19 protein-coding genes are annotated in these 21725 nt (G+C 71.6%); 9 read left to right on the plus strand and 10 right to left on the minus strand.

Annotated elements, in window-relative coordinates:
* Nucleotides 1-230: 230 nt before the first annotated feature.
* On the minus strand, nucleotides 231-974 hold the full coding sequence (locus tag OHS33_RS35050) for a class I SAM-dependent methyltransferase (protein WP_330334458.1): 744 nt from the start codon (nucleotides 972-974) through the stop codon (nucleotides 231-233).
* A 198-nt stretch (nucleotides 975-1172) separates the two neighbouring features.
* Nucleotides 1173-5126 (minus strand): HEAT repeat domain-containing protein, encoded by a 3954-nt coding sequence (locus OHS33_RS35055; RefSeq protein ID WP_330334459.1) that lies wholly within the window; start codon nucleotides 5124-5126, stop codon nucleotides 1173-1175.
* 247 nt (nucleotides 5127-5373) lie between these two features.
* On the opposite strand from OHS33_RS35055, the gene OHS33_RS35060 reads away from it, so the two are divergent.
* Complete coding sequence (locus tag OHS33_RS35060) at nucleotides 5374-5625, plus strand: hypothetical protein (protein WP_330334460.1); 252 nt, start codon at nucleotides 5374-5376, stop codon at nucleotides 5623-5625.
* Between the two features lie 188 nt (nucleotides 5626-5813).
* Complete coding sequence (locus OHS33_RS35065; protein WP_330334461.1) at nucleotides 5814-6653, plus strand: PIG-L family deacetylase; 840 nt, start codon at nucleotides 5814-5816, stop codon at nucleotides 6651-6653.
* Nucleotides 6654-6701: 48 nt separating this feature from the next.
* On the opposite strand, the gene OHS33_RS35070 is transcribed toward OHS33_RS35065, so the two are convergent.
* Nucleotides 6702-8348 (minus strand): ArnT family glycosyltransferase, encoded by a 1647-nt coding sequence (locus OHS33_RS35070; protein ID WP_330334462.1) that lies wholly within the window; start codon nucleotides 8346-8348, stop codon nucleotides 6702-6704.
* A gap of 168 nt (nucleotides 8349-8516) precedes the next feature.
* Between OHS33_RS35070 and OHS33_RS35075 the strand changes: the two genes are divergently transcribed.
* The gene (locus tag OHS33_RS35075; protein ID WP_330334463.1) at nucleotides 8517-9110 is read left to right on the plus strand and encodes a TetR/AcrR family transcriptional regulator; all 594 of its coding nucleotides are present in this window, start codon (nucleotides 8517-8519) and stop codon (nucleotides 9108-9110) included.
* Nucleotides 9107-9997, plus strand: a complete 891-nt coding sequence (locus tag OHS33_RS35080; protein WP_330334464.1) for an alpha/beta fold hydrolase — start codon at nucleotides 9107-9109, stop codon at nucleotides 9995-9997. Before OHS33_RS35075 ends, OHS33_RS35080 begins: the two co-directional genes overlap by 4 nt.
* Before the next feature lie 49 nt (nucleotides 9998-10046).
* Here the strand turns inward: OHS33_RS35080 and OHS33_RS35085 are convergent, their stop codons facing one another.
* The gene (locus OHS33_RS35085; RefSeq protein ID WP_330334465.1) at nucleotides 10047-13103 is read right to left on the minus strand and encodes a tetratricopeptide repeat protein; all 3057 of its coding nucleotides are present in this window, start codon (nucleotides 13101-13103) and stop codon (nucleotides 10047-10049) included.
* Nucleotides 13104-13111: 8 nt separating this feature from the next.
* The gene (locus OHS33_RS35090) at nucleotides 13112-13513 is read right to left on the minus strand and encodes a hypothetical protein (protein WP_330334466.1); all 402 of its coding nucleotides are present in this window, start codon (nucleotides 13511-13513) and stop codon (nucleotides 13112-13114) included.
* Nucleotides 13514-13725: 212 nt separating this feature from the next.
* On the opposite strand from OHS33_RS35090, the gene OHS33_RS35095 reads away from it, so the two are divergent.
* The gene (locus tag OHS33_RS35095; RefSeq protein WP_330334467.1) at nucleotides 13726-14457 is read left to right on the plus strand and encodes an ATP-grasp domain-containing protein; all 732 of its coding nucleotides are present in this window, start codon (nucleotides 13726-13728) and stop codon (nucleotides 14455-14457) included.
* 32 nt (nucleotides 14458-14489) lie between these two features.
* Here OHS33_RS35095 and OHS33_RS35100 read toward each other — a convergent pair whose 3' ends face one another.
* From OHS33_RS35100 to OHS33_RS35110, 3 genes are read right to left on the minus strand one after another with little or no spacing between them, the layout of a single operon-like run.
* Complete coding sequence (locus OHS33_RS35100) at nucleotides 14490-15164, minus strand: response regulator transcription factor (protein ID WP_330334468.1); 675 nt, start codon at nucleotides 15162-15164, stop codon at nucleotides 14490-14492.
* Nucleotides 15161-16354 carry a sensor histidine kinase gene (locus tag OHS33_RS35105; protein ID WP_443065388.1) on the minus strand — a complete coding sequence of 398 codons (1194 nt, stop codon included), beginning with the start codon at nucleotides 16352-16354 and terminating at the stop codon, nucleotides 15161-15163. Before OHS33_RS35105 ends, OHS33_RS35100 begins: the two co-directional genes overlap by 4 nt.
* Before the next feature lie 20 nt (nucleotides 16355-16374).
* A complete protein-coding gene (locus tag OHS33_RS35110; RefSeq protein WP_330334470.1) occupies nucleotides 16375-16896 on the minus strand; it encodes a hypothetical protein in 522 nt (173 codons plus the stop codon).
* A gap of 170 nt (nucleotides 16897-17066) precedes the next feature.
* Here OHS33_RS35110 and OHS33_RS35115 point away from each other — a divergent pair, with 170 nt between their 5' ends.
* Entirely contained in the window at nucleotides 17067-17747 is a 681-nt protein-coding gene (locus OHS33_RS35115; RefSeq protein ID WP_330334471.1) for a helix-turn-helix transcriptional regulator, read from the plus strand.
* 95 nt (nucleotides 17748-17842) lie between these two features.
* On the plus strand, nucleotides 17843-18346 hold the full coding sequence (locus OHS33_RS35120) for a DUF3291 domain-containing protein (protein WP_330334472.1): 504 nt from the start codon (nucleotides 17843-17845) through the stop codon (nucleotides 18344-18346).
* Here OHS33_RS35120 and OHS33_RS35125 read toward each other — a convergent pair.
* A complete protein-coding gene (locus OHS33_RS35125; protein WP_330334473.1) occupies nucleotides 18343-18729 on the minus strand; it encodes a C40 family peptidase in 387 nt (128 codons plus the stop codon). The two genes, OHS33_RS35120 and OHS33_RS35125, sit on opposite strands and share 4 nt — an antisense overlap.
* Before the next feature lie 329 nt (nucleotides 18730-19058).
* Between OHS33_RS35125 and OHS33_RS35130 the strand changes: the two genes are divergently transcribed.
* Nucleotides 19059-19616 (plus strand): ArsR/SmtB family transcription factor, encoded by a 558-nt coding sequence (locus OHS33_RS35130; RefSeq protein WP_330334474.1) that lies wholly within the window; start codon nucleotides 19059-19061, stop codon nucleotides 19614-19616.
* Complete coding sequence (locus OHS33_RS35135) at nucleotides 19613-20947, plus strand: MFS transporter (protein WP_330334475.1); 1335 nt, start codon at nucleotides 19613-19615, stop codon at nucleotides 20945-20947. The genes OHS33_RS35130 and OHS33_RS35135 overlap by 4 nt, the downstream gene beginning before the upstream one ends.
* Nucleotides 20948-20954: 7 nt before the next feature.
* Here OHS33_RS35135 and OHS33_RS35140 read toward each other — a convergent pair whose 3' ends face one another.
* Nucleotides 20955-21695: an SDR family oxidoreductase gene (locus tag OHS33_RS35140; protein ID WP_330334476.1), complete on the minus strand. Its 741-nt coding sequence runs from the start codon at nucleotides 21693-21695 to the stop codon at nucleotides 20955-20957.
* Between the last annotated feature and the right edge of the window lie 30 nt (nucleotides 21696-21725).

Genomic DNA, 21725 nt, shown 5'->3' on the forward strand with positions numbered 1-21725 from the left:
CAGAACACGTCGGCCTCAATATGATCTCTGGCTCTTAAACGCAGCCGGTGTGCGCAATTGGGTGGCAAGCAGGGGCCCGGGAGCTGGACATGCTCCCGGGCTCCGTCACGTTCCGTTCCCGTTCACGCCCCCGCTCCCGCGCACGGCGACTTTTGTGGCACCTCTACGGACATCGAGGGCCCGGGATGTGGTGCCTCTCAGGATCCGCATGCCGGATGTGCGGTGTGCCGTCAGGCGCGGCAGCGCAGCATTTCCAGCGGGGGGTTGGCGGCGAGGTCCGCCCAGTGGTCCGCCCCGAACTCGCGTACACCGGCCTCTGACACCTTCACGGGGGCCCAGGTCAGCTCGCTGAATCCGGCCGCCTTCAGGCAGTGCTCGTACACATCGCGCCGCGGGCGGTTGGCGATGAAAGAGACGGGCGGGTCGAGCAGCGCCGTGGTGCGGACCTGCGGTCCGGTCTCGACCTCCTCACCCGTGAGCTCGCTGCGAAAGCCGTACTTCTCGGGGGTCGGCCCGTCGAAGCGGTAGTCGGGCGACTGGTTGAGCAGGAACAGTTCGGCGCCGGGCTTCAGGCTCCGGTGGATGTTGCGGCACATCAGCTCGGTGGTGGCGATGTCCGATGCGTAGTTGAGCAGCTGAACCGCGAGACCCACGTCGAAGGGCTGCTCGAAGGTCCGCAGCGCGGACGCGTCGCCGACCTCGTAGCGCACGCCCAGCGGGTCGTGCTCCTCCAGCCTCTGCGCCACGGCGACCATCTCGCCGGAGATGTCGATCCCGAGCACGTCCGTCGCACCGCGTCGCTTGAACTCGCGGCTGTAGAAGCCGGTTCCGGAGGCCAGGTCGAGGACCGACTTGCCGCTCACGTCTCCGACGAGGGCCAGGAAACCGGGCACCACCGCGTACTGCTCCAGAGGCAGGGCCTTGAACCCCTCGTACGCCTCACCGATCTCGTCGTACTGCTGCTGCGCACTCATCGTGCCGTCCTCCCCGTGTGTTTCACCATGTCATCGGCCACGGGCCGCCCCCACGATCGGGGCGGGCGGCCGTGGCCTCTGGTTGGCAGTCTCTCCCAACCTGGCAGGCCGTCTGGCTTGGCGGAAACCACGAAAATCTCGACATCGTCCCGGGCTCCCGTACAGGCGGGCGGGCATGCGGGTTCGAGCGGGGTCAGGTCAGTGGCAGGTGTAGGGGGTGTCGTCACTGAACCCGGCGAGGAACGCCAGGAGCGATGCGGTGACATCGTGCATCGCGGTCGGCTCCTCGCGCGCCACCCGTTCGACGGTCCGGAGCGTCGCCGCGTCCCGCGGCCATACCAGGGCGAGCAGCCTCAGGGCGTGGACGCCCAGCGGGCCGTCCACACAGCGCTCCACGGCGGCCCGCGTCTCGGGGTCGTCCCGCCACCGCTGCGCCAGCACCCTGAGCGCGGTCAGGGCAACCCACGGTTCCGCGTCGTCCGTGGCCTGGAGAGCAGCCGATCGGACCTCTTCGTGCCCTGGCCAGTGGTCGCCCGCCCTCCGGAGGGCCATGCCGCGGACAGAGGGGTCCGTGTCGCGGACCGCCGCGAGCACGGCCCGCTGCACCTCAGGACACTCCGGCCACTGCTCGGCCAGTGCTTCTACCGCCGTGCGTCGCACGTCGGGGTCGCTGTCGTGGACGGAGGCGAGCACGACGTGTCGCACGTCGTCGTCCTGAGGCCATTGCTGGGCGATGTTGCGCACGGCGAGCCACCGGACTTTGGATTCGCTGTCCCGCACGCCTGCCATGAGTGCGGCCCGCAGCTCGGGATCCCCGGGCCATTCGTATCCGCTGAATTCAAGTGCCGTTTGGCGCACTGCGGCCACGGCATCGCCCGTGGCGGCGAGCATTGCCCGGCGCACCTCATCGTCTGCCGGCCAGAATTCCGTCATCGCTCCCAGCACTTGCCAACGGAGTTGAGGGTCTGGATGACGGGTGAGTCCGAAGATCAGCTGACGAACTTCGGGATCTTCGTGCCACTGTTCTCCCATACCCCACACAGCCGCATGTCGGTCCTCAGGGGGCAGCGTGTCGTCACCAGCGACCGCGAGCAGGATCTGCCGGACTTCGCTGTCCGCAGGCCAATTCACTCCCACAGCGTGGAACACCAGGTCGTGGCGCGCCGCGCGGGCGGCGGCGACCGCGGCCGAGCGCACTTCGGCGTCCTGCGGCCAACGCCTGCCCATATATCGTATGGCGGTCTCCAGCACGAGTGGGTCGCTGTCGTCCATGGCCTGCACTGCCAGCAGCCGGAACTCCTCCTCAGCGGGCCATCGTTCACCCAGCGCCCCCCAAGCGCCGAAGCGGACGCGCGGGTTCTCGTCAGCGACCGCACGGAGCAGCTGGAGCCGTGCCTCCGGGTCCGCCACCCAGTGGCGTGCGAGCGCGCCCACCACACTCGCACGCACCTCCTCGTCGGTGGACGCGTCATGGGCAAACTCCAGAACCGTACGCCGGGCCTCCGGGTCCGCGGGCCAGTATTTGGCCAGGAGGAGCAAGGCCGTGCCCCGGCTGTCCGAGTTCATTTCGGTATCGTGGGCGGTGCCGATCAGGAGTGCTCGTGCGTCCTCGTCGGCCGCGTATCGCTCAGCCACCGTCCGCAACGCCTCGGACTGCGCCTGCGGAGTCATGCCGGTGTCGCGTGCGAGGGCGAACACCGCCGCCTTGACCCCGGGCTCATCGGGCCATCGCTCACCGAGGGCACGTACGGCAACCTCCCCGGCCTCGTGCCAGGCCACCCGGGCGAATGCCAAGGCCTCCGTGGCATCGCGGCACATGGCCAGCCCGATGAGGGCAGCGCTGTCGCTCACGTCCAACGTGCCCGTGAGGTGGGGCCACAGCCAGCGATGGAAGCGGTCGCGGCCGCTCCACGAACCCGGGAAGCCCGGGAGGACCGCCCGCCCGCGCGGGAAGTCCACGCCGGGGAACAGGGAGAGTTCCGCTATGACCGTGTCGATCACCGCATCGCTCTGCAGGGCCAGTGACGCTTCCGCCTGCTCGGGCGAGACGTTCGGGCCGGCGGTCGGCCGACCGATGCGGTGCGCCTCGGCGAGGGCCTGGATCGCGAAGTCGAGGAACACGGTGTCGCCGTGCGCACGGAAGAGCGGGGCCCCGCCGCAGTGCCGGTGCAGCCGCAGCAGGCGTGCGATGAACCGTGCGTGCAGGGCCTCGGAGTCCCGGCTGATCATGCCGAGGAAGAGCAGGACGACTTCGCGCCAGCCGGGGTTGACCACGCGCTCCATCAGCTGGTCGAGCAGCGTCTCCTCGCTCCACTGCCGGTAGCGGTGGGCGAGGTCGCGGGCCGCCAGGTACTCCAGGAAGGTGCGGTGCACGAAGCCGTAGGCACCGGCGCCGAACGGGTGGATGAGGAAGGCGCGCTCGTGCAGCCGCTCGATCATCGCGCGTGCGACCGTACGGGCTACGGGCACCGAGTAGCCCAGCTCGGAGACGAAGTCCCGCACCACCTGCTCCAGATCGCCGACCGCGATCAGCGGGCTGTCGCCGCCCCCCGAACGACCGCCGGAGGCGGCCCCCTCCTGGATGTGCGAGGCGATCCGCTCCAGCAGCTCCTGCAGGATCCGGCCGTCGAGTTCCTCGATGGCGTGCGCGACGTCCGGGTGCGCGTGACGCGGGAGACGGAGGTGCTTGGCGTCCCGGTCCCAGCGGCTGGCCAGGACGACGACGGCGTGCTCGTAGACGTCCTTGCGGTCGCGGGGGATGGAGGCGCCGAGTCCGATCGCGGCCAGGATCGCCAGCAGCAGCGGGTTCCCGGCGAGTTCGCCCACGGAGGGAAAGTCGCGTACGGCCTCGGTCAGCCGACGGGTGAGCCGGGCGGCCTCGCCGGGGTTGTCGGGGTGGGCGGCGGTGTACCACCGGCTGATGAACGACTCGACCTGTGCCCGCGAGAGGTTCTCCAGCTTGGCGATCCCGAAGTCCGCGCGGGCGAACTCGCCCGCGCTGAAACCGACGATGCGGGAGGTGACGACGACGCGGGTGTCCGGGTGACTCTGGGCGAAGGCGGTGATCTGCCGGGCGATGTCGGCGCGCCGGGCGGGGTCGAAGACCTCGTCCAGGCCGTCGAAGACCATCACCACCGGGCGCCGGCGACCGGCCAGCAGGTCTTCCAGAACCTCACGGGGCAGGCCCATGCGTTCGGCGGCGTTGTGCTCCGCCCAGTACTCCTCGACGGTCGCCCCGATCCAGCGGGGGTCGGCGAGCCGCCGCAGTTCGACCACCACCGGAACGGCGTCCTTGAGCGCGTCCAGGCTGCCGGGGACCGTGCCCAGGCCGCCGGCCAGGGCCAGCGCCAGGTATTTCGCCAGCGTCGTCTTCCCCGCGCCGGGGTCGCCGAGCACCACCAGACGGCGGCCGTCCTCGGAGCCGAGGACGTCGAGGGCGGGTCGTGCGGGTCGTGCGGGTCGTGCGGGTCGTACAGGGGTGGGCTGACGCCGCCTGGCGTCGGGCTCCCACGAGGTCAGCTCGGCGGCGTCCCGCTCGTCCAGTTCGCCGTGCTCCAGCAGGTCTCGTACGAGCCGCTGCGGCAGGTGCCGATGCGGCCAGTCCCACGCCAGCAGCGGTTCCTCGAACACCGCGCCCAGGCCGATCTGCGGCTGCTCGCCCGCCCTGCCGGTCTCGCCGAGCACGTCCAGGTTCAGCCGGCCGTGTGTCTGCATCAGCCGTTGGAGGTACGCGCCGATCGCGGCGTCCGTCCGGGCGCTGAGGCCGCCCCGGGGGTCCCGGGGCCGCCGGTCCTCGTTCGCCTCGGTGGCGGCATCCGCGTAGCGACCGAGCCAGGACCGGCCGCCCGCCGACGACGCCAGCCACTCCCGCCGTACCCGGCCGTCCGGTTCCAGGATCCGCTGGTCCGTCCAGGACAGCCACACGGCGACCACCGCCATGAGGACATCCGCGTTCTTCGGCAGCCGGAAGTCCTCAGCCGCCCCCGTCGCCCACTCGCTGGCGCGCTGGCCGTGGAACCGGTCCGTGCCCGGAAGCCCTGTGCGCCGCACCTGCCGTTGCAGATCGGCCTGGGTCCGGTCCGGCGCCTTCCGGGCCGCCGCTTCCTGCAACTCCAGCAGTGCCCTGCGCAGTTCTTCGCGAGCGAACCCCATGAATCGATGCCCCCTGGTCCTCTGGTTCCCTCGGCGCCCCCTTCCCGTCTCCCCGGCGGCAGCGGGACCGCCCGAGGCGGGTGACCCGGGAAGCCGCTTCCGGGGGGCGCTGAACAGGCAGGATAGCCGCCGCGTTGCCCGGGGCGCCCGGGTTTCGGGACGCCGGGTGCGGCCGAGGGCGAGAGTCGGGGACCGAGCCGGATACGGCCGACCGTCAGACCTCCCGACGCATCCTCAGGAGCCCGTTGTGCCCCGTGTACGCAAGTCCACCGCCCCCCGCGCCGCCAAGGCGGGCCGCCCCCGCAGCCTCCGCCGAGGGCGCCGCCCGTCCCGGCCCGCGCCCTCCTTCCCACTGGTCACACCGTCGTGGCGCGGGAACTGGAACGGGACCTGGAACGGGACCTGGGGTGAGGGTGGGCACCGGATCACGCTCAGCCTCGCCGGTTCCGCGGGCGCCGCCGTCGTCGTCGTCCTGGAGTGGTGGCTGCGGAGCCACTGAGTCAATCGCCCGAGCGGGGAACAGCCGGGCCGGTCGGCGCCGTTGCATCGAACGAGGGACCGGCGCCGCGCGGGCGGGGAGCACGGGGGACCACCAGGTCGTCCGCCCTGCCTGGATCCGGGCTCCAGGGTCGCGGCACGCCCGCCGCGCACTCGGACCACGACGTATTTCTGCAGAAGGACTGTTTGATGACTGACCGGCCCCTGACACTCATGGCTGTACACGCCCACCCTGACGACGAGGCCACCGGAACCGGCGGGGTCCTCGCCCGGTACGCGGCGGAAGGCATCCGCACCGTGCTCGTGACGTGTACCGACGGCGGTTGCGGTGACGGACCGGAGGGCGTCAAGCCGGGCGAGCCCGGGCACGATCCGGCGGCCATCGCCTTGATGCGCCGTCAAGAACTGGAGGCCAGCTGCGAAGTCCTGAAGGTCAGCGATCTGGAGCTGCTGGACTACGCCGACTCCGGGATGATGGGCTGGGCCAGCAACGACGCCCCCGGATCCTTCTGGCAGACCCCCGTGGAGAAGGGCGCCGCCCGGCTCGCGGAACTCATGCGGCACTACCGGCCCGATGTGGTCGTCACGTATGACGAGAACGGCTTCTACGGTCACCCCGACCACATCCAGGCCCACCGCATCACGATGGCGGCGCTGGAGATGGTCGCGCCGACGCTGACGCCGAAGGTGTACTGGACGACGATGCCCCGCTCGATGATGCAGCGGTTCGGCGAGATCATGCGCGAGTTCCATGAGGACATGCCGGAGCCGGATCCCGCCGAGGCCGCCGCGATGGCCAAGATCGGTCTCCCCGACGATGAGATCACCACCTGGGTGGACGCCGTCGAGTTCAGCGGTCAGAAGTTCGATGCGCTGGCCGCGCACGCCAGTCAGGGCGAGAACATCTTCTTCCTCAAAATGGGCAAGGAGAGGTTCGGCGAGTTGATGGGCACGGAGACCTTCGTACGGGTCAAGGACACCACCGGCGCGGCCGTACCCGAGAACGACCTCTTCGCCGGACTGCGCTGATCCGGCCGTTCGACGGGGCCCGGGAAACCGGCCCGGGCCGCACGGCCGTCAGTACTCGCGCACTGACGGCCAGAGTACGGACCACCGCTGGTGAGCGCCGTCGCACAGCACCAACTCCGCGTTCTGCTCCTGGTTGCCGATGCCGTGGCCGTTGTCGATGCGGCCAACGGTGCGGCAGTGGGTGAAAGGCCGTTCCAGGCGGTGCTGCCCGCCGGCCTGCTCGACCAGGAGGACGGGGCCGTCGTAGTTGTCCGCGGGCGGGCCCCAGTCGTACAGGCTCATGTGACCGGAGTAGACGAGGGGGAGCCTGTAGGCCGGCCCGTAACGGGCGAGGGCGCCCGCCTCGCCGTAGTTCGAGGTGAGCAGGACGGCGTGAGCGCGCTGTGCCGCGGGGATCGCGGTCCAGGCGGCCGCGGTGGCACGGGTGAAGCGGGGCCAGCCCACCTGCTCGCCCTGGTCGATGTCGACGGCGTTGGTCACGGCGACCGCCGAGACCGGCAGCACGGGCAGGGCGGCCAGGGCGCTTGTGGCCGCCGCCAGGAGAAGGAGGGGTGCGAGGGTGCGCCAGGGCCGGCCGGCATGGCGGGCTCGGCCGGCTCGGCGGATGACGGGTTCACAGCCGGGCGCCGTCACGGCGAGCAGCAGGGGGAGCGGGTAGTACGGCTTGCCGCCGCCGACGAGCACCAGGACGCAGAGCACCGGATAGGCGAGCGCCATTGGCCGGGCCCAGCGCAGCTCGTCATCGCGGAGCAGTCGGCGCAGGCCGAACACCGCGACGGGAACGAGGACCGGGGAGAACTGGAGCAACTGGAGCGGCAGGAACAGCAGCCGTCCCGACACGCCTTGGATGTGGCTGAGAACCCGGGCCACCTTCAGCTCGGGCCAGCCGTGGGTGGCCTGCCACCAGAGCGTGGGTGCGCAGATGAGGAGCGCGAGGAACAGCGCGAGTAGCGGTCCGAGCAGCAGCTTTGTGCTTCCAAGCTTTGCGTTTCCAAGCTTTGTACTTCCGGGCCGCGGGCGCCACGCGAACTCGCGCCGGGGGCGGGCCACCGGCCGATCCGCCAGCCGAACCACGAGCCGATCCACCAGCCAGCCCAGCGGCAGCGCGAGGAGCAGTGCGAGGAGCAGCGACAGGACGAGCTGCTTGTTCAGCAGCGTCACCCCGACCGCCATGCCCAGGGCCGGCCACCAGCGCAGGTTCCTGGTCCGCAGCAGCCGGAGCGTCAGGAGCAGGACGCCCAGCTCGGCGGTCAGATCGAAGGTGCTGGTGGACAGCAAATGGCCGATGGCCAGGACGTACCCGGAGCAGGCACAGCACGCGGCCGCGAGGATCTGCCCGCCACGACCGGCTCCCAGCTCCCGGGCCAGCAGGGCGGTCAGCACCACGGAACATGCCGACAGCAGCGCGGGTATGACCCGCAGGCCGGTCGGGCTCGTCCCGAATACGGCGGTGCCGGCCCGGGCGAGCAGCGGGGTCAGCGGCGGCTGGTCGACGTACCCCCAGGCCGGATGCCGCCCGGCGAGCAGGAAGTAGAGCTCGTCGCGGTGGAACCCGTACCGCCCCGACAGCGCGACCAACGCCGCGGCGAGCACGGCCGCCACCCATGCGACCGGCCGCAACGCGAACGGCCGTAACTCGACCGGCCGTAACGGCAACTGCTGCGGACCGAGCCGCCCGTCCCCCCGAACGTTCACCAGCGCAGTCTGGCAGCCACGACCGGCGCGGCCAAGGGTGCTGCCACCGCAGATCGCATGGGATCGCCGCGTGGACAGCTGCGCATCCGCCATCCGCCATCCGCCTCCCACTTGTGATTCCTAGGGATCCTAGGTTAAAACTAGGAGTCCTAGGATCGAGGAGTGTGTATGGCACGGGCAGGGCTGACGGCGGAGCGGGTGACGGTCGCGGGCGCCGAGCTGGCGGACGAGGTCGGGCTCGACAAGGTGACCATGTCGCAGGTGGCGCGGCGACTCGGCGTGAAGGACGCGAGCCTCTACGCGCACGTCCGCAGCCTGCAGGATCTGCGCGGACGGATCGCGCTGCTGGCGGCGGACGAGAAGACCCTCCGCATCGCGGAGGCCACGGCCGGGCGGGCGGGCAAGGACGCGCTGCTCGCGTTCGCCAACGCTTGGCGGGAGTACGCCCACACGTATCCGGGCCGCTACACCGCGACCCAGACCCCGATCCCGATCGACCCGGAACTGGCCGCGGGGGCGCCCGGACCGCGGCGCGCCATCGAGCTGACCTACGGAATGCTGCGCGGCTACGGACTCACCGAGCCCGACCTGACCGACGCGGTCCGGTTGCTGCGCAGCACGTTCCACGGCTTCGTCGCCCTGGAGGCCGCGGGCGGGTTCGGGCACGAGCGTTCGCCGCAGCAGTCCTGGGTCCGCGCCCTCGACGCCCTGCACGCCCTCCTGGAGCACTGGCCCCCGTCCCGAGAAGGAGACCTCGCATGACCGGCCCGACCACCGGCACCCTGCGCGTGAACGGCGCAACCCTGCACTACGACGTACGCGGCCGGGGCCCGCTCCTGCTCCTGATCTCCGGAGGGACGGGCGGCGCGGCCTCCTTCGACGCGATCGCCGACGACCTGGCCGCCGAATACACCGTCGTGACCTACGACCCGCGCGGCATGTCCCGCAGCACGCTGGACGACCCCGAAGCCGAGCAGAGCGTGGCCGAACACGCCGACGACGCCTTGCGGATACTGGAACTGCTGTCGCCCGATGAGCCCGCCCGGGTGTTCGGCTCCAGCTCGGGCGCGATCGCCGCCCTGCACCTGCTCACCGCCCATCCCGGACGCATCGAACGCCTCGTGGCACACGAGCCGCCGGTGGTGGAGGTCCTGCCGGACGCCCCCGCACACCGCGCGCTCCTGGCGCGCGTACAGGCGACCTTCCGTGCGGAGGGGCTCATGCCGGCGATGGCTGTGTTCGCGGCCGGTCTCAAGAAGGACGGCGACACCTCGGAGCCGATGGCCGCGAGCGAGCCGGAGACTGAGAGCCAGCCGAAGGCCGGGATGGAGGCAAAGGCCGGCTTCACGCTTCCACCGCAGGCAGCGGCGCGGGCCCGGCAGACGATGGCCAACCTGCCCTACTTCGTCGGGCGCATCGTGCCGAGCTTCATGTCCTACGTCCCGGACGTGAACCGGCTGGAGGCACTGGCGGACCGGCTCGTGCTCGCCTGCGGCCAGGACTCACGCGGCGAGCTGCCCTACCGTCCGGCCGCCTTCCTGGCCGAGCGTCTCGGCATCGAACTCCGGCACTTCCCCGGCGGGCACACCGGCCTGACCACGCACCCCGCCGAGTTCGGCGAGTTCCTCCGCAAGGCATTGCGCGGCTGAACCGCTGTCACACGGCGCGGGCGAGCGGGGCACGCCCCCCCGACACGGTTCAGCCGGGCCCCGGCCGTCGTTGGGGGTGCAGGGTCGCCCACTGTTCCAGGAAGCGGGCGGCCTCCGGGTCACCCGCGGCCGCCGCCCGCCGGTACCACAGCTCGGCCTCGCGCCGCCCGCGGCGGGTGCGGATGAGGATGTGCCCGAGGTCCATCATCGAGTCGACCGAGCCGGTCGCCGCGGCGCGCCTGAGCCAGGGTTGTGCCTCCTTGAACCGTCCCGTCTCGACCAGCAGGCCCCCGAGCGGGCCGCTCGCGGTCTCTTCGCCGGCCTCCACCGCGCGCAGCAGCCAGAACTCGGCTCCGGCGGGGCGGCCGGTCCGGGCCAGCACCATGCCCAGATTGGCCATCGCCGAGCTGTTCCCGCCGTCGGCGGCAACGCGCAAGTATCCTTCCGCCGCGCGTAGTTCGCCCGTCTGGCACCGCCGCAGGCCCTCGGCCGCCGCCGCGCGGATCCGCTCGGGGTCGGGGGCGCTACGGATCCACCCCTGGTGCCCGTCGGGCAGGCTGCGGCGGCGCATCCGCTTCAGCAGGCGCCTCGCCGCCCGGGCCCCGGGGATGAGGTTGAGCAGGGAGGACGCGGCCATGTAGACGAGGGTGGCCCTGACGTTCGTGGTCTCCCACTGGTCCGGGCCCAGCACCCGTTCGCAGTCGGCCAGCGCCTCCCGGACCATCTCGGTTCCCAGCGCGTACCGGCCGGCCGCGTAGTAGGCGTCGCCGAGCTGGTGACGGATGTTAAGAGTGGCCGGATGGTCCGGGCCCAGCACCCACAGGGCGTACCCCAGAGCGGCTTCCAGCACCTCGATGGCCGACCGGAGGTCTCCGGCCCGGAAATAGGCACTCCCGAGCACGGCGCGGACGGACACGGTCTGCCGGTGCTCCGGTCCGTGCTCCCGTTCGCATGCGACGAGTTCCGCCCGTAGCTGTTCGATGTCGTCGCGCGGCCGCTGGGTGAGTTCCGCTTCGACGGCGGCGACGTCCGAGCGTACGGCTGCGGTCACGGGGTGGCTCGCCCCCAGGACCCGCTCGCAGTCGGCGCGGAGCGCCCCGAGCTGCCGGGCGGATTCCGTCGCGTCCCCGGCGGCGTGGTGGGCACTGGCGAGGTGGTAGCGGGCGCGCAGGGTGTCGAACTGGTCCGGGCCCAGGATCCTGGCACAGTCGGCGAGCTGGGCTTCGAACAGACCGACCGCCCGGCCCATGGTGCCGCGTTCGTGATGGGCGATGGCGAGATTGCCGCGGGCGACCAGCGTGTCGGGATGGTCCGGCCCCAGCGCCCGTTCCCGGTGGGCGAGGTTCGCCTCCATCAGCTCGATACCGAGGTCCCGGTCACCGTCGTCGTAGGTGAAGGAGGCCAGGTGGGCCCGGGACGTCAGGGTCAGGCGGTGGTCGGGGCCCAGGATCCGCTGCTGGTCGGACAGGTTCGCCATGAGCAGATCACGGCCCCGGGCCCGGTCCCCGGCCGCGAGGTACGCGGCGGCCAGGTTGGCGCGGGCGTTGAGGGCGCGCAGGGCAGCGGGAGCGTACGTCCCCTGCGCCCCCGGTGTCCCTTGCGCCCCCGGCATCTCCTGCATCCCGTGTGCCCCCTGCGTCCCCTGCGTCCCCTGCGTCCGCTCGTGGAAGTCGGCGATCCGGACGCAGTACCGGATCGCCCGGTGCTGCAGGTTCTGGCTGCCGAGGAAGGCCGCGGCCGCCTCGAAGACGCCGGTCGTCGCGGGGTCGTCCTGCGCCGGGGTCGTGTACGCGACCAGGGCGTCGGCGTGCGGCAGGAACCGCTGCCAGGCCTCCAGCCCGGCGTCGAGCGGGGGGCGGGCCCGGTGGAGGAGGTCCACCGCCCGCACGCGCGCCCGGGCGACGGCCTCGTCGTCGCGGTGCCGGATCGCCGCGTCGGGTGTGCGGAACACCTCCTGCACGAGCCGGTGCACCGACAGCGAACCGCCGACGGCATTGGCCATCCGGTACGCGCGGAGCAGGCCCAGGGCGTGGACGAGCGGCCCCTGATCGGCCATCGGCGTCAGGAGGCCGCGCGGGATGCCGTCCGGGGCGAACCAGGCCAGGGTCCTGAACACTTCGAGGGCGAGCGCGTCCTGCGCGGCGATCCTGTCCAGGGTCACGGTCCAGACGGCGGCGATCGTCCGGTCCTCGGGTGTCCCGGCAGCCGCGTGGCGAAAGGTTTCGGCGCTGCTGTCGTCCAGGAGGTCCAGGTACTCGCCGACGCTGATGCCGGTCTGGGACAGATAGGCGCCCGCCTGCGCGACGGCGAGGGGCAGATGACCCAGCCGCCCACTCAGCCGGGCCGCGTCGGGAAGGTCCGCGCGGCCCGAGGAGCGCCGCAGCAGTTCCGTGGCGTCCTCGGCCGGCATGGCCCCGAGCGTCACGGGCCGGTCGACCAGGTCCTGCCAGCCCTCGGCGAGGCGGCTGGTGATCAGGAAACGCCCGGCGCCCCCGAGCGAACCGATCAGCTCCTGCACATCGGCCGGTGCGGCGACGTCGTCCAGGACCAGCAGCCACCCGTCGTGACAGGCCAGCCAACTGCGCGCCCACGCGGCGGCGTCCGGCAGGGGAGCGCTGTTCAGCTCGGGCACCATGCGTACGGCCAGCGCGGCCAGGCCCGCCTCGATCCGGTCGGGACTGTCGGCGGTGATCCACCAGACGGGGCTGTACGCGTCCTGCCGCATCTGGGCGTACCGGCAGGCCAGCGCCGATTTGCCGACTCCGCCGAGGCCCGCGACGGTCTGGGCGATCAGCCCCGTGCCGGACCGCATGGCGGTGTGCAGATCGTGGAGTTCCCGCTCCCGGCCCACGAACCGGCCGGGGGTCAGGGCGGTCGGAGAGAGCCTGCCCGGCCCGCCCGGCCAGCTCAGCGACGCCGCCGGGGGCAGGGGGTGGTGGTAGTTGTTGATCGTGTTCTTCGCACCGTCGCCCAGGGAGATGATCCCGTGGTTGACCTCGACCTCGGCCCGCCGACGGGAAACGTCGCCGAACGGGTCGCGGGCGGGGTCGCGGGAAGGGTCCACGTCGAACGGGTCGCGGGAGGGGTCCACGTCGAACGGTTCCACGCCGACCCTCAGCGATCCCCGACGGTGTTGCTGGCGTGGTCGCCCAGCGAGACGATGCCCGAGTTCTCCCGCACCTCGGCCGTACGGTCGCCGCTGACCGTGACCACCGGCCGGCCCATCTCCGCGAGGAGTCCGGCCAGTTCCGCCGCCAGGGCGCGGTCTCCGTCGACCACTCTGACGATCTTCGCGCGGAGCAGTACGAGGTAGTCGTCGTCCCCGGGGTGCGCCGCGACGTTCTCGACCGCCCCGACGATCTGTGCCCCGGACTCCGGGTCGCGCCGCAGCCGTGCGAGCAGGCGCTGCCCGAGCCGCACCGTGGCGTCCGCGGCGGCGTCCTCCCCCCGGGTGAGCACCGCCGAGCCGTAGGCACCAACCGCCGCGCCCACCGAGGCAACCACCGCATCCACCATGGAACCGTCCACCGTGCGCCCTCGCTTCTCCCGGAATCGATGCGTGCGACACACATGCTAACGAAGCGCCCGGTGGACATCCCGAAGGTCCCAAATCACGCCACACACAGCCCATTTGAGTCACCAGGCGCCAGCCGCCAGCGGAACGGATCGCCAGGCCCGGTCGCCGATATCCGGGTGACGCCAGGCCACGGCTTCGGCAGGATCCCCGTATGACCCTGCTCCTCCCTCCCCGCGTCACCGCGTCCGCCGCCCGGATCCGGGACGCCGCGCACGCCCGCGGGCTGGCGACCGTACAACTGGACGGCTTCGCCGTACCCGAGGGGCTGCGGGCCGCGCACCTGCACGCCGGTCCGCGCTTCGCCGACGCCGTGGCGCCCGGGCTCGGGATCGGCCTGCTGGAGGCGCCGTCCGACTGGCTGGCGCGGCTGCCCCGGGAGTTCACCGGGCGGGAGGTCCGGCGGATGCCGATACGCGAGGCGTACGGGCTGCACCGGCCCGTCTTCGTGAAGTCGCCGAACGACAAGGACATCCCTGCCCTCGTCTACGCCGACGGCTCCCGCCTGCCGGGACCGGACGCGGTGGATCCGCAGACCGAGGTGCTGGTCAGCGACGTGGTCAGGTTCACGGCGGAGCACCGGCTGTTCCTGCTGGACGGGGCCGTGCACACCGCGAGCCGCTACGCCGAGGACGGTCGCCTCAGCCTGGGCCCGGCCTCGGCCGAGGCGCTCGCCTTCGCCGCGGATCTGCCGTTCCCGACCCTGCCGTCGGCGATCGTGGTCGACGTGGGCCTCGCCGACGGCCGCTGGGCGGTCATCGAGGCCAATGCCGCCTGGGCGAGCGGAACGTATGCCTGCGATCCGGGGCTCGCGCTGGACGTGGTCCTCCGCGCCGCCGCCCCGCTGCCGTCCTTCTCCGGCTCTGACCGGAGCTTTCTCCGCTGAAGAGCAAAGCTCAGTGACTCCGGCCGGTCACATCACGCCAGGCCCGCCTCGATGGCGCGGCGGACGGCGGCCGCCCGGTCGGGGATGCCCGCTTTGGCGAACAGGTTGTTGATGTGGGTCTTGACGGTGGCCTCGCTGATGAAGAGCTTCTCGGCGATGCCCCGGTTCGGCAGCCCCTGGCCGATCAGCGTGAGCACCTCGCGTTCGCGGGGGGTGAGGTCCTGGGGCAGGGCGGGCCCCGGCGCGGGGGTCCTCGTCGCCGTGTTCCGGGCGGTGGCGAGCAGCCGGTCCTGTACCTCGCGGTCGAGTACCGACTGGCCGGCGGCCGCGGCCCGGATGGCCCGGGTGATGTCCTGGCGACCCGCGTTCTTCGTCAGGTACCCGCGGGCTCCCGCGCCCAGTGCGCCCAGGATCGAGTCGTCGTCGGCGAAGGTGGTGAGGACGACCACCGCCACCTGCGGGTACTGCTCGCTCAGCCGGCGGGTCGTCTCGATCCCGTCCATGACGGGCATCCGCAGGTCCATCAGTACGACGTCCACCGGCCCGGCGGCGACCGCCGCCAGCACCTCGGTTCCGTCCGCGGCGGCCGCGACGACGTCGATGTCCTCGGACAGGGCGAGCACCGCGGCGAGCGGCTCCCGGACGGCGGCCTGATCGTCGGCGACGACCACCCTCAACTTCTGCTGCGTTTCGATCGGTTCGCTCATCCCGGGATCACTGCCTCCACCTGCCAGCCGCCCCTGTCCGGCCCTTCGGTGACCGGACCCGCGGTGACGGTTCCGTCCAGCAGCGCGACGCGTTCGCGCATGCCGATCAGCCCCATCCCACTGCCGGGCCCCGCGGTCACCTCGCGGGTGCCGGGGCGGTTACGGACCCTCAGTGTCGTCGATGCGGCGGCGAACGTCAGCTCCACGGCGACCTCGCCGCCGGGCGCGTGCCGAGCGGCGTTCGTCAGGGCCTCCTGGGCGATGCGCAGCAGGTTCTGGGTGACTCGGGTGGGGAGTTCACGGACCGTACCGGTGAGGGTGAGGGCGCCGTGGTGGCCCGACGATTCGACCATCGCGGTCAGGCTCTCCACGAGCGGCAGCGCGTCCTCGCGCAGCGCGTGCACGGTCCACTGCGCCTGCTTGAGGCTCTCTCTGACCAGGGCGTGGGCCTTGGCGTTGGCCTCCCGGACCTTCTCCAGGTCACCGGTGTCGATCAGGGCGTCGGCCAGTTCCAACTGCATGTTGATCCCGGCCAGCGAGTGCGCCAGTACGTCGTGCACGTCCCGGGCGATCCGGCCGCGTTCGCTCAGCACGGCCGTCCGCGCCTCGGCGAGGGCGGCGCGTTCGGCCGACTCGGCCGCCGCGATCACCGCCCGCACGGCTTGGCGCTGGCTGCGGTTGAGGATGCCGACCAGGACCGGAGTGCCGGTGGAGAGGCCGAGTGTCCACGGCAACTGCTGGTGCCCCGGCCCGAGGTGGAAGTAGATGACGCCTGCGCAGAGCAGGCTGCAGAGCCCCGCGAGGGCCAGCGCCCACCTGGTCTCCAGCCGGTATCCGATGTGACCGGCGAGGAAGAAGCCGAAGAGGTAACCCGTTCCGCTGCTGCTGACGGCGATCAGAGCGGCCGTCGCGATGACACCGACGGTCAGCCACGCGGGGGCGAACCGCTGGGTCACGGCGTTCTCTGGCAGGCCCCGGGCCAGCAGCGCGGCCGTGCAGACCGCGAAGAGAGCGGCTACGGCCAGGCCCCGGCCGGTGAAGTCCATGGGCCGGATGGTCACGATGCCGGCGACGATGACCGCCAGCGTCAGCGCCCACCGTACCCGCGGGTCCTGTCCGGGAACCGGGCGCGGGACCGCCCCCGGGGACGGTGCTTTCCCTGGGGGCGGAGCGCTCTCGGGTGTGGGCATGCGCAGAACGTACTGCACGGTCAGGCCGTGCGGTCGAAGACGGGCACGGGGCGGGCCACCGCGCGGCTCCGGCTCCGGATGAAGATCGTCGCCAGCCGCGTGACCACCTCGGTGAGGGCCATCAGGACGAACGCCGCCACCCAGGCCTTGTCGCTGGTGATCTGGTGGGTGGCGCTGAACCGGGCGACATCGGCGGCGCCGCCGTGCTCGACCCACAGCTGGAAGCCCATCCGCGCTCCCATGCCCACCACCCACAGGACCGCCGACACCACACCGGCCTTGATCAGGACGTGCTCGCCGACGGCCCGGATCCGGGTGTAGACGCCACCCGCGATGCCGAGCACGGCACCGACGCCCACCAGGGCCGCGATCAGCACCAGGTCATTGCCCGCGGTGGGGATGGTGTCCAGGTACGAGTTGGCCACGAAGGCCACGATCCCCAGCGGGATCAGGAAGGACTTGAGGTCGAGCCGTCCTTCCCGGAGCTGCCGGAAGACGATCAGGAGGAGGGCGATGTCGGTGATCCACTCGGTCGTTGTCATGCCCTCAAGACTGCTGCGGAACGGCTCGCCACACCTGGACCCAGGGGTGGAAACGAGGGTGGAGTGCGGGGGTGGAGTGCGGGGGTGGAGTGTGAGGGTGGAGTGTGAGGGCGCCACGTCCGGACGTTCTATCTCCAATCTGTGTTGTTTCTAGAATCTAGAATGGCGGGATGGAGGACATCGAAGCGATCGCGGCGTTGCAGGACCCGGTACGCCGCCGCCTGTACGAGTACGTGGCCGCGCAGGGCCGGGAAGTCGGCCGCAACGAGGCCGCCGAGGCCGCGGGGGTGGCGCGCACGCTCGCCGCGCACCATCTGGACAGACTGACCGAGGCCGGGCTCCTCGACAGCGGCTCTCGCCGCCTGACGGGCCGGACCGGGCCGGGGGCGGGGCGTCCCGCCAAGGTGTACACGCGGGCCCGGACCGAGCGGTCGGTGTCGCTGCCCGCCCGCGACTACCGCACCGCCGCCGAGCTGCTCGCCGAGGCGGCGGAGGAGGCCGGGCTCGACGCCGGGCTGTGTGCGGCCGCGCGCCGTCGGGGCGAAGCCCTGCGCGGTACGGCCGCGCCCTGCGCCGGACTCGAAGAGGCCATGGAGGTGCTGGCCTCCCGCGGTTACGAGCCCCACGTGGAGGGCGCGGAAAGCGCGGAAAGCGCGGAGGGTGCGGGGACCGGCCCCGTCGTACGGATGCGCAACTGCCCCTTCCACGCCGTTGCCGAACGGTTCCCGCCCCTCGTCTGCGGAATGAACCTCGCCCTGCTGGAGGGACTGCTCGGCACGGACGGTCCGGTGCGCGCGCGCATGGACGCCCGGCCGGGGGAGTGCTGTGTGGTGCTCGAACCATCCACCTGAACCCTCTGCCCGACCTTCTGCCTGGATCCTCTGCCCGAACCTTCTATTAACAATGAACATTGACATAGAAAAGGAGGCCGTGCTGGGATGAGGCCATGACCGCATCCGCGCATCCCGCCCAGCCCGTCCACCTCGCCCAACTCAACGTGGCCACACTCCGTTTCCCCCTCGACGACCCGCGCACCGCACCGTTCGTCGAGTTGCTCGACCCGGTCAACAGCCAGGCCGACAGCGCGCCCGGCTTCGTGTGGCGTCTCATGGAGGAGGGTGCGGCCGACGCCACCGGTATGCGCCCGGCGGGCGAGAACGTCATCGTCAACCTGTCGGTCTGGGAGACCAGGCAGGCTCTGTGGGACTTCGTCTACCGCAGTGGGCACCTGGAAGCGATGCAGGGGCGCCGCGCATGGTTCGAACGGCACGTCGAGTCCCACCTGGTGCTCTGGTGGGTCCCCGCCGATCGCCCGCCGACCGTCGACGAGGCCCTGGAGCGGCTGGCGCACCTGCGGGCGCACGGGCCGTCCCCCCGCGCGTTCACTTTCGCCTCCTCCTACACCGCGGCCGAGGCTGCCGCCCAGCGTGATCGAGCCGCGCTGTCCTAGTTGGCCCGGGTGTAGCGCACGTCTCCGCTCCAGATCCGCTCCAGCCGGACGCGCGTGCCCGGGCGGGGGGCGTGCCAGATGCGGTCGTCGCCCGCGTAGATGCCCACGTGCCCCATGGTCGCCCCGGAGGGGAAGAAGACGAGGTCTCCCCGCGTGCGCTGGGTCCGGGAAATGCGCTGGGTGCTTTCGTATTGCTGCTCGGCCGTGCGGGGAAGGGTGCGACCGGCCCCGCGGAAGGCGTAGAGGGTGAGCCCTGAGCAATCGAATATTTCGGGGCCCGTAGCCCCGTAGGCGTAGGGCGCACCCTGCTTCGATGCGGCGATTTCGACGGCCTTGGCGCCGTAGGGGGAGGCCGCCTGGGCCTGTGTGGCCTGGCTCGTCATGGTGGCCAGGGACATTGTGAGGAAGAGGGAGACCAGGGACGGAGAAAATCGGCGGATATGTCGTCGGTCTTTAGCGGGCTCCTGAAAATCAATTTCAATGGGGCGCAATCGTGACACCTCCGCATTTGCTGCGTAACGAATCTCGACGCCAGCCAAGCTATCCCCGACGGCCCCCTGTCGACGGGATTGAGACACGCCCTGAATCGTCTTGATTGGGCAAAAAGCCTCCCAAATCCTATGAATGCCCACGCCGTCCCATGCCCGGCGTCTCTGGAGGTCCGTGCGAAATCCCCTTGCGCAATGGTCAAGAGTCGTTGACCATTGCTCACATGCCTACCGATGATCTTCCCGAGACGTTTCACGTCACCACGGACGAGCAACTGCGCGCCGTCTCCAACCTCACGCGCCACCGGATCATGGCCGTGCTCCGCTTCGAGCCCGCGACGATCACACAGATCGCCGCGCGGGTGGGCCTCGCGAAGGGGAGTTCCAGCTATCACGTTCGGCTGCTGGAGCGGGCGGGCCTGGTGAAGGTGGTGCGGACACGGAAGGTGCGGGGGGTCACCGAGCGGTACTACGCGATGGCCGCGCGGTCGATCGTGCTGCCGGATCCCGGCGAGGGAGGGCCGGACATGCTGATGCGGCATGCGGTGGCGGACCTGGAGGCGGCGCCGGTGGACGCCGAGCGGCACGTACGGATGGCGCATCTGCGGCTCACCGACGAGCAGTTCGCGCAGTTGGGGGCGCGTCTGCAGGCGCTGGCGGACGAGTACCGGGAGCTGTCCGATCCGTCGCTGCCGGACGCCTCCCTCGTGTTCGCCCTGTTCCACCCGGTACAGGGCGAGCAGGCCGAAGAGGCCGAAGGGAACGAAGGGGATGCCAAGTGACCGCGGACGTACGGAAGTTGCCGACCGGCTTCGGACGGCTGTGGACCGCGCAGACGGTGTCCTCGCTCGGTGACGGGGTGATGCACGCCGCGCTGCCGCTCCTCGCGTTGACCTTGACGCGGGATCCGATGGCGCTCGCCGTCGTCACCGCCGCCGGAACGCTGCCGTGGCTGCTCTTCGGAGTGCTCGGCGGTGCGCTGGTGGACCGCTGGGACCGCCGGCGCACGATGTGGGTCGCGGACGCGGCACGCGCGGTACTGCTCGCGATACCGGCGGCAGCGACCGCGCTCGACCTGCTGAGCATTCCACTGCTCGCTGCCGTCGCCTTCCTGCTCGGCATCGGCGGACTCTTCTTCGACACCGCCGCCACGGCCTACCTGCCGGATCTGCTCGGCCGCGAACCCGCACTCCTGGAGCGCGCCAACTCCCGCCTGCGCGGCGCCCAGACCGCTGCCTCCGGCTTCGCCGGGCCGCCCGCGGGCAGCGCCCTGCTCGCACTCGGGCGGGCGGTACCGCTCCTCGCCGACGCGGTGTCCTTCGCGCTCTCCGCCCTCCTCGTACGGTCGCTGCCCACCGCACCCCGGCCCGTACCGGAAGCCCGCGAATCGCTGCTGCGCCAGGCGCGGGCCGGAGCCTCGTACGTCTTCCGGGACCGGTTGCTGCTCGGACTCGCACTGCGCCCGGCGGTCGGAAACATCGCCTTCCTCGCCGTGGAGACCGTACTCGCCCTCTTCGCGCACGACCGCCTCGGCATCGGCACCTTCGGCTTCGGCCTGCTCCTCACGGCGGAGGCCACCGGCGGCCTGCTCGGCGCCGCCATCGCCTCCCACCTCGGCCGGCGACTCGGCACCGGCACCGCGCTGACCTGCACGGCCGCGGTCGAAGGGCTCGCCATCCTGGGCCTTTCCGTCGCCCCGAACCCGTACGTCGCAGGCCTCGCGCTCGCCGTCTGCGGGGCCGGCATGGGCGCCACGATGGTGCTCGGCCCCTCCCTCCGGCAGGCGATCGTCCCGGCCGACCTCATGGGCCGGGTCGCCTCCACCTCCCGCATGCTCGCCATGTGCGCCGCCCCGTTCGGCGCGTTCCTCGGCGGCTGGCTGGCCACCACCTACGACATCCGCACCCCGCTCTACGCCGCCGCCGGTCTCCTCCTCACCATGACCGCCGTCACGGCGACCATGACCAGCAACCGCCGGGTCGAGGCGGCACTGCGCGGCGCCGCCCCGACCGGCAGCGGCCAAAGCCACCCGGAATCCGCGGATCTCGTTCGGGAAGGTGCAGCCGAACCCGGTGGACCCGGTGGACCCGCTGGACCCGTTGGAACTGCCTGACCGATGTCTACACCGGCTCGCGCATCTGCTCGAAGTGGAAGGAGCGGATGAAACAGTCCCGGGGCTGCCCGATCGCGAACAGGACGCAGTCGAGGACGGATTGGGCGGTCAGCGGGTCGCCTGCGGTCCTGGACGTGTCATCCCAGGTGGGGTCGAGCGGGTCGCCGTCCGTGAAGTCCGGCGGGTAGAGCGAGATGACGCGGATGCCCTCGGGGCGGAGCCGGTGGGAGAGGATGTCGGCGAACCCGGCCTGGGCGGCTTTGGCCGCGTAGAACGCGGGGTGCGCCGGGGAGCGGTGATTCCGGGCCTCCGCGGCCGAGGAGACCAGGTTGACCACGTCCGCACCATCAGAAGCGCGGAGCAGCGGCAGGAAGTGTTTGGCCGTCAGCAGTGTGCCGGTGGCTCCGGAAGCGATGGTGTCGGCGATCGCGTCGTCATCGGCGTCCCACAGATCGGGACCCGTCAGATAACGAGCCCCATTGTTGACCAGCACATCCACCCGGTCGGCATGGGCGCCGACGCCCGCCGCGAAGGCGCGTACGGAGACCGGGTCGGCCAGATCGCAGGCGAACGCCCCGGTCTCCGCCCCGGAATCGGCCACCACCTCATCGGCCACGCTCTGCGCTCCAGCCAGAGAACGCGCGGACACGAACACCCGCGCACCCAACCGGCCCGCCCGCAAAGCCACCGCCCGCCCGAACCCGCGCCCGGCCCCGGTCACCACCACCGTGCGCCCCGTGAGATCCACGAGCACACCTCCCTCTGCTCCTTCTGGCCA

It is taken from the genome of Streptomyces sp. NBC_00536 (assembly GCF_036346295.1).
Lineage (GTDB): Bacteria > Actinomycetota > Actinomycetes > Streptomycetales > Streptomycetaceae > Streptomyces.

Coding starts and splice junctions, on each gene's coding strand:
- OHS33_RS35050 (WP_330334458.1), bottom strand. CDS start 974: ATGAGTGCGCAGCAGCAGTACGACGAGATCGGTGAGGCGTACGAGGGG.
- OHS33_RS35055 (WP_330334459.1), bottom strand. CDS start 5,126: ATGGGGTTCGCTCGCGAAGAACTGCGCAGGGCACTGCTGGAGTTGCAG.
- OHS33_RS35065 (WP_330334461.1), top strand. CDS start 5,814: ATGACTGACCGGCCCCTGACACTCATGGCTGTACACGCCCACCCTGAC.
- OHS33_RS35075 (WP_330334463.1), top strand. CDS start 8,517: ATGGCACGGGCAGGGCTGACGGCGGAGCGGGTGACGGTCGCGGGCGCC.
- OHS33_RS35080 (WP_330334464.1), top strand. CDS start 9,107: ATGACCGGCCCGACCACCGGCACCCTGCGCGTGAACGGCGCAACCCTG.
- OHS33_RS35090 (WP_330334466.1), bottom strand. CDS start 13,513: ATGGTGGATGCGGTGGTTGCCTCGGTGGGCGCGGCGGTTGGTGCCTAC.
- OHS33_RS35095 (WP_330334467.1), top strand. CDS start 13,726: ATGACCCTGCTCCTCCCTCCCCGCGTCACCGCGTCCGCCGCCCGGATC.
- OHS33_RS35100 (WP_330334468.1), bottom strand. CDS start 15,164: ATGAGCGAACCGATCGAAACGCAGCAGAAGTTGAGGGTGGTCGTCGCC.
- OHS33_RS35105 (WP_443065388.1), bottom strand. CDS start 16,354: ATGCCCACACCCGAGAGCGCTCCGCCCCCAGGGAAAGCACCGTCCCCG.
- OHS33_RS35110 (WP_330334470.1), bottom strand. CDS start 16,896: ATGACAACGACCGAGTGGATCACCGACATCGCCCTCCTCCTGATCGTC.
- OHS33_RS35115 (WP_330334471.1), top strand. CDS start 17,067: ATGGAGGACATCGAAGCGATCGCGGCGTTGCAGGACCCGGTACGCCGC.
- OHS33_RS35120 (WP_330334472.1), top strand. CDS start 17,843: ATGACCGCATCCGCGCATCCCGCCCAGCCCGTCCACCTCGCCCAACTC.
- OHS33_RS35125 (WP_330334473.1), bottom strand. CDS start 18,729: ATGACGAGCCAGGCCACACAGGCCCAGGCGGCCTCCCCCTACGGCGCC.
- OHS33_RS35130 (WP_330334474.1), top strand. CDS start 19,059: ATGCCTACCGATGATCTTCCCGAGACGTTTCACGTCACCACGGACGAG.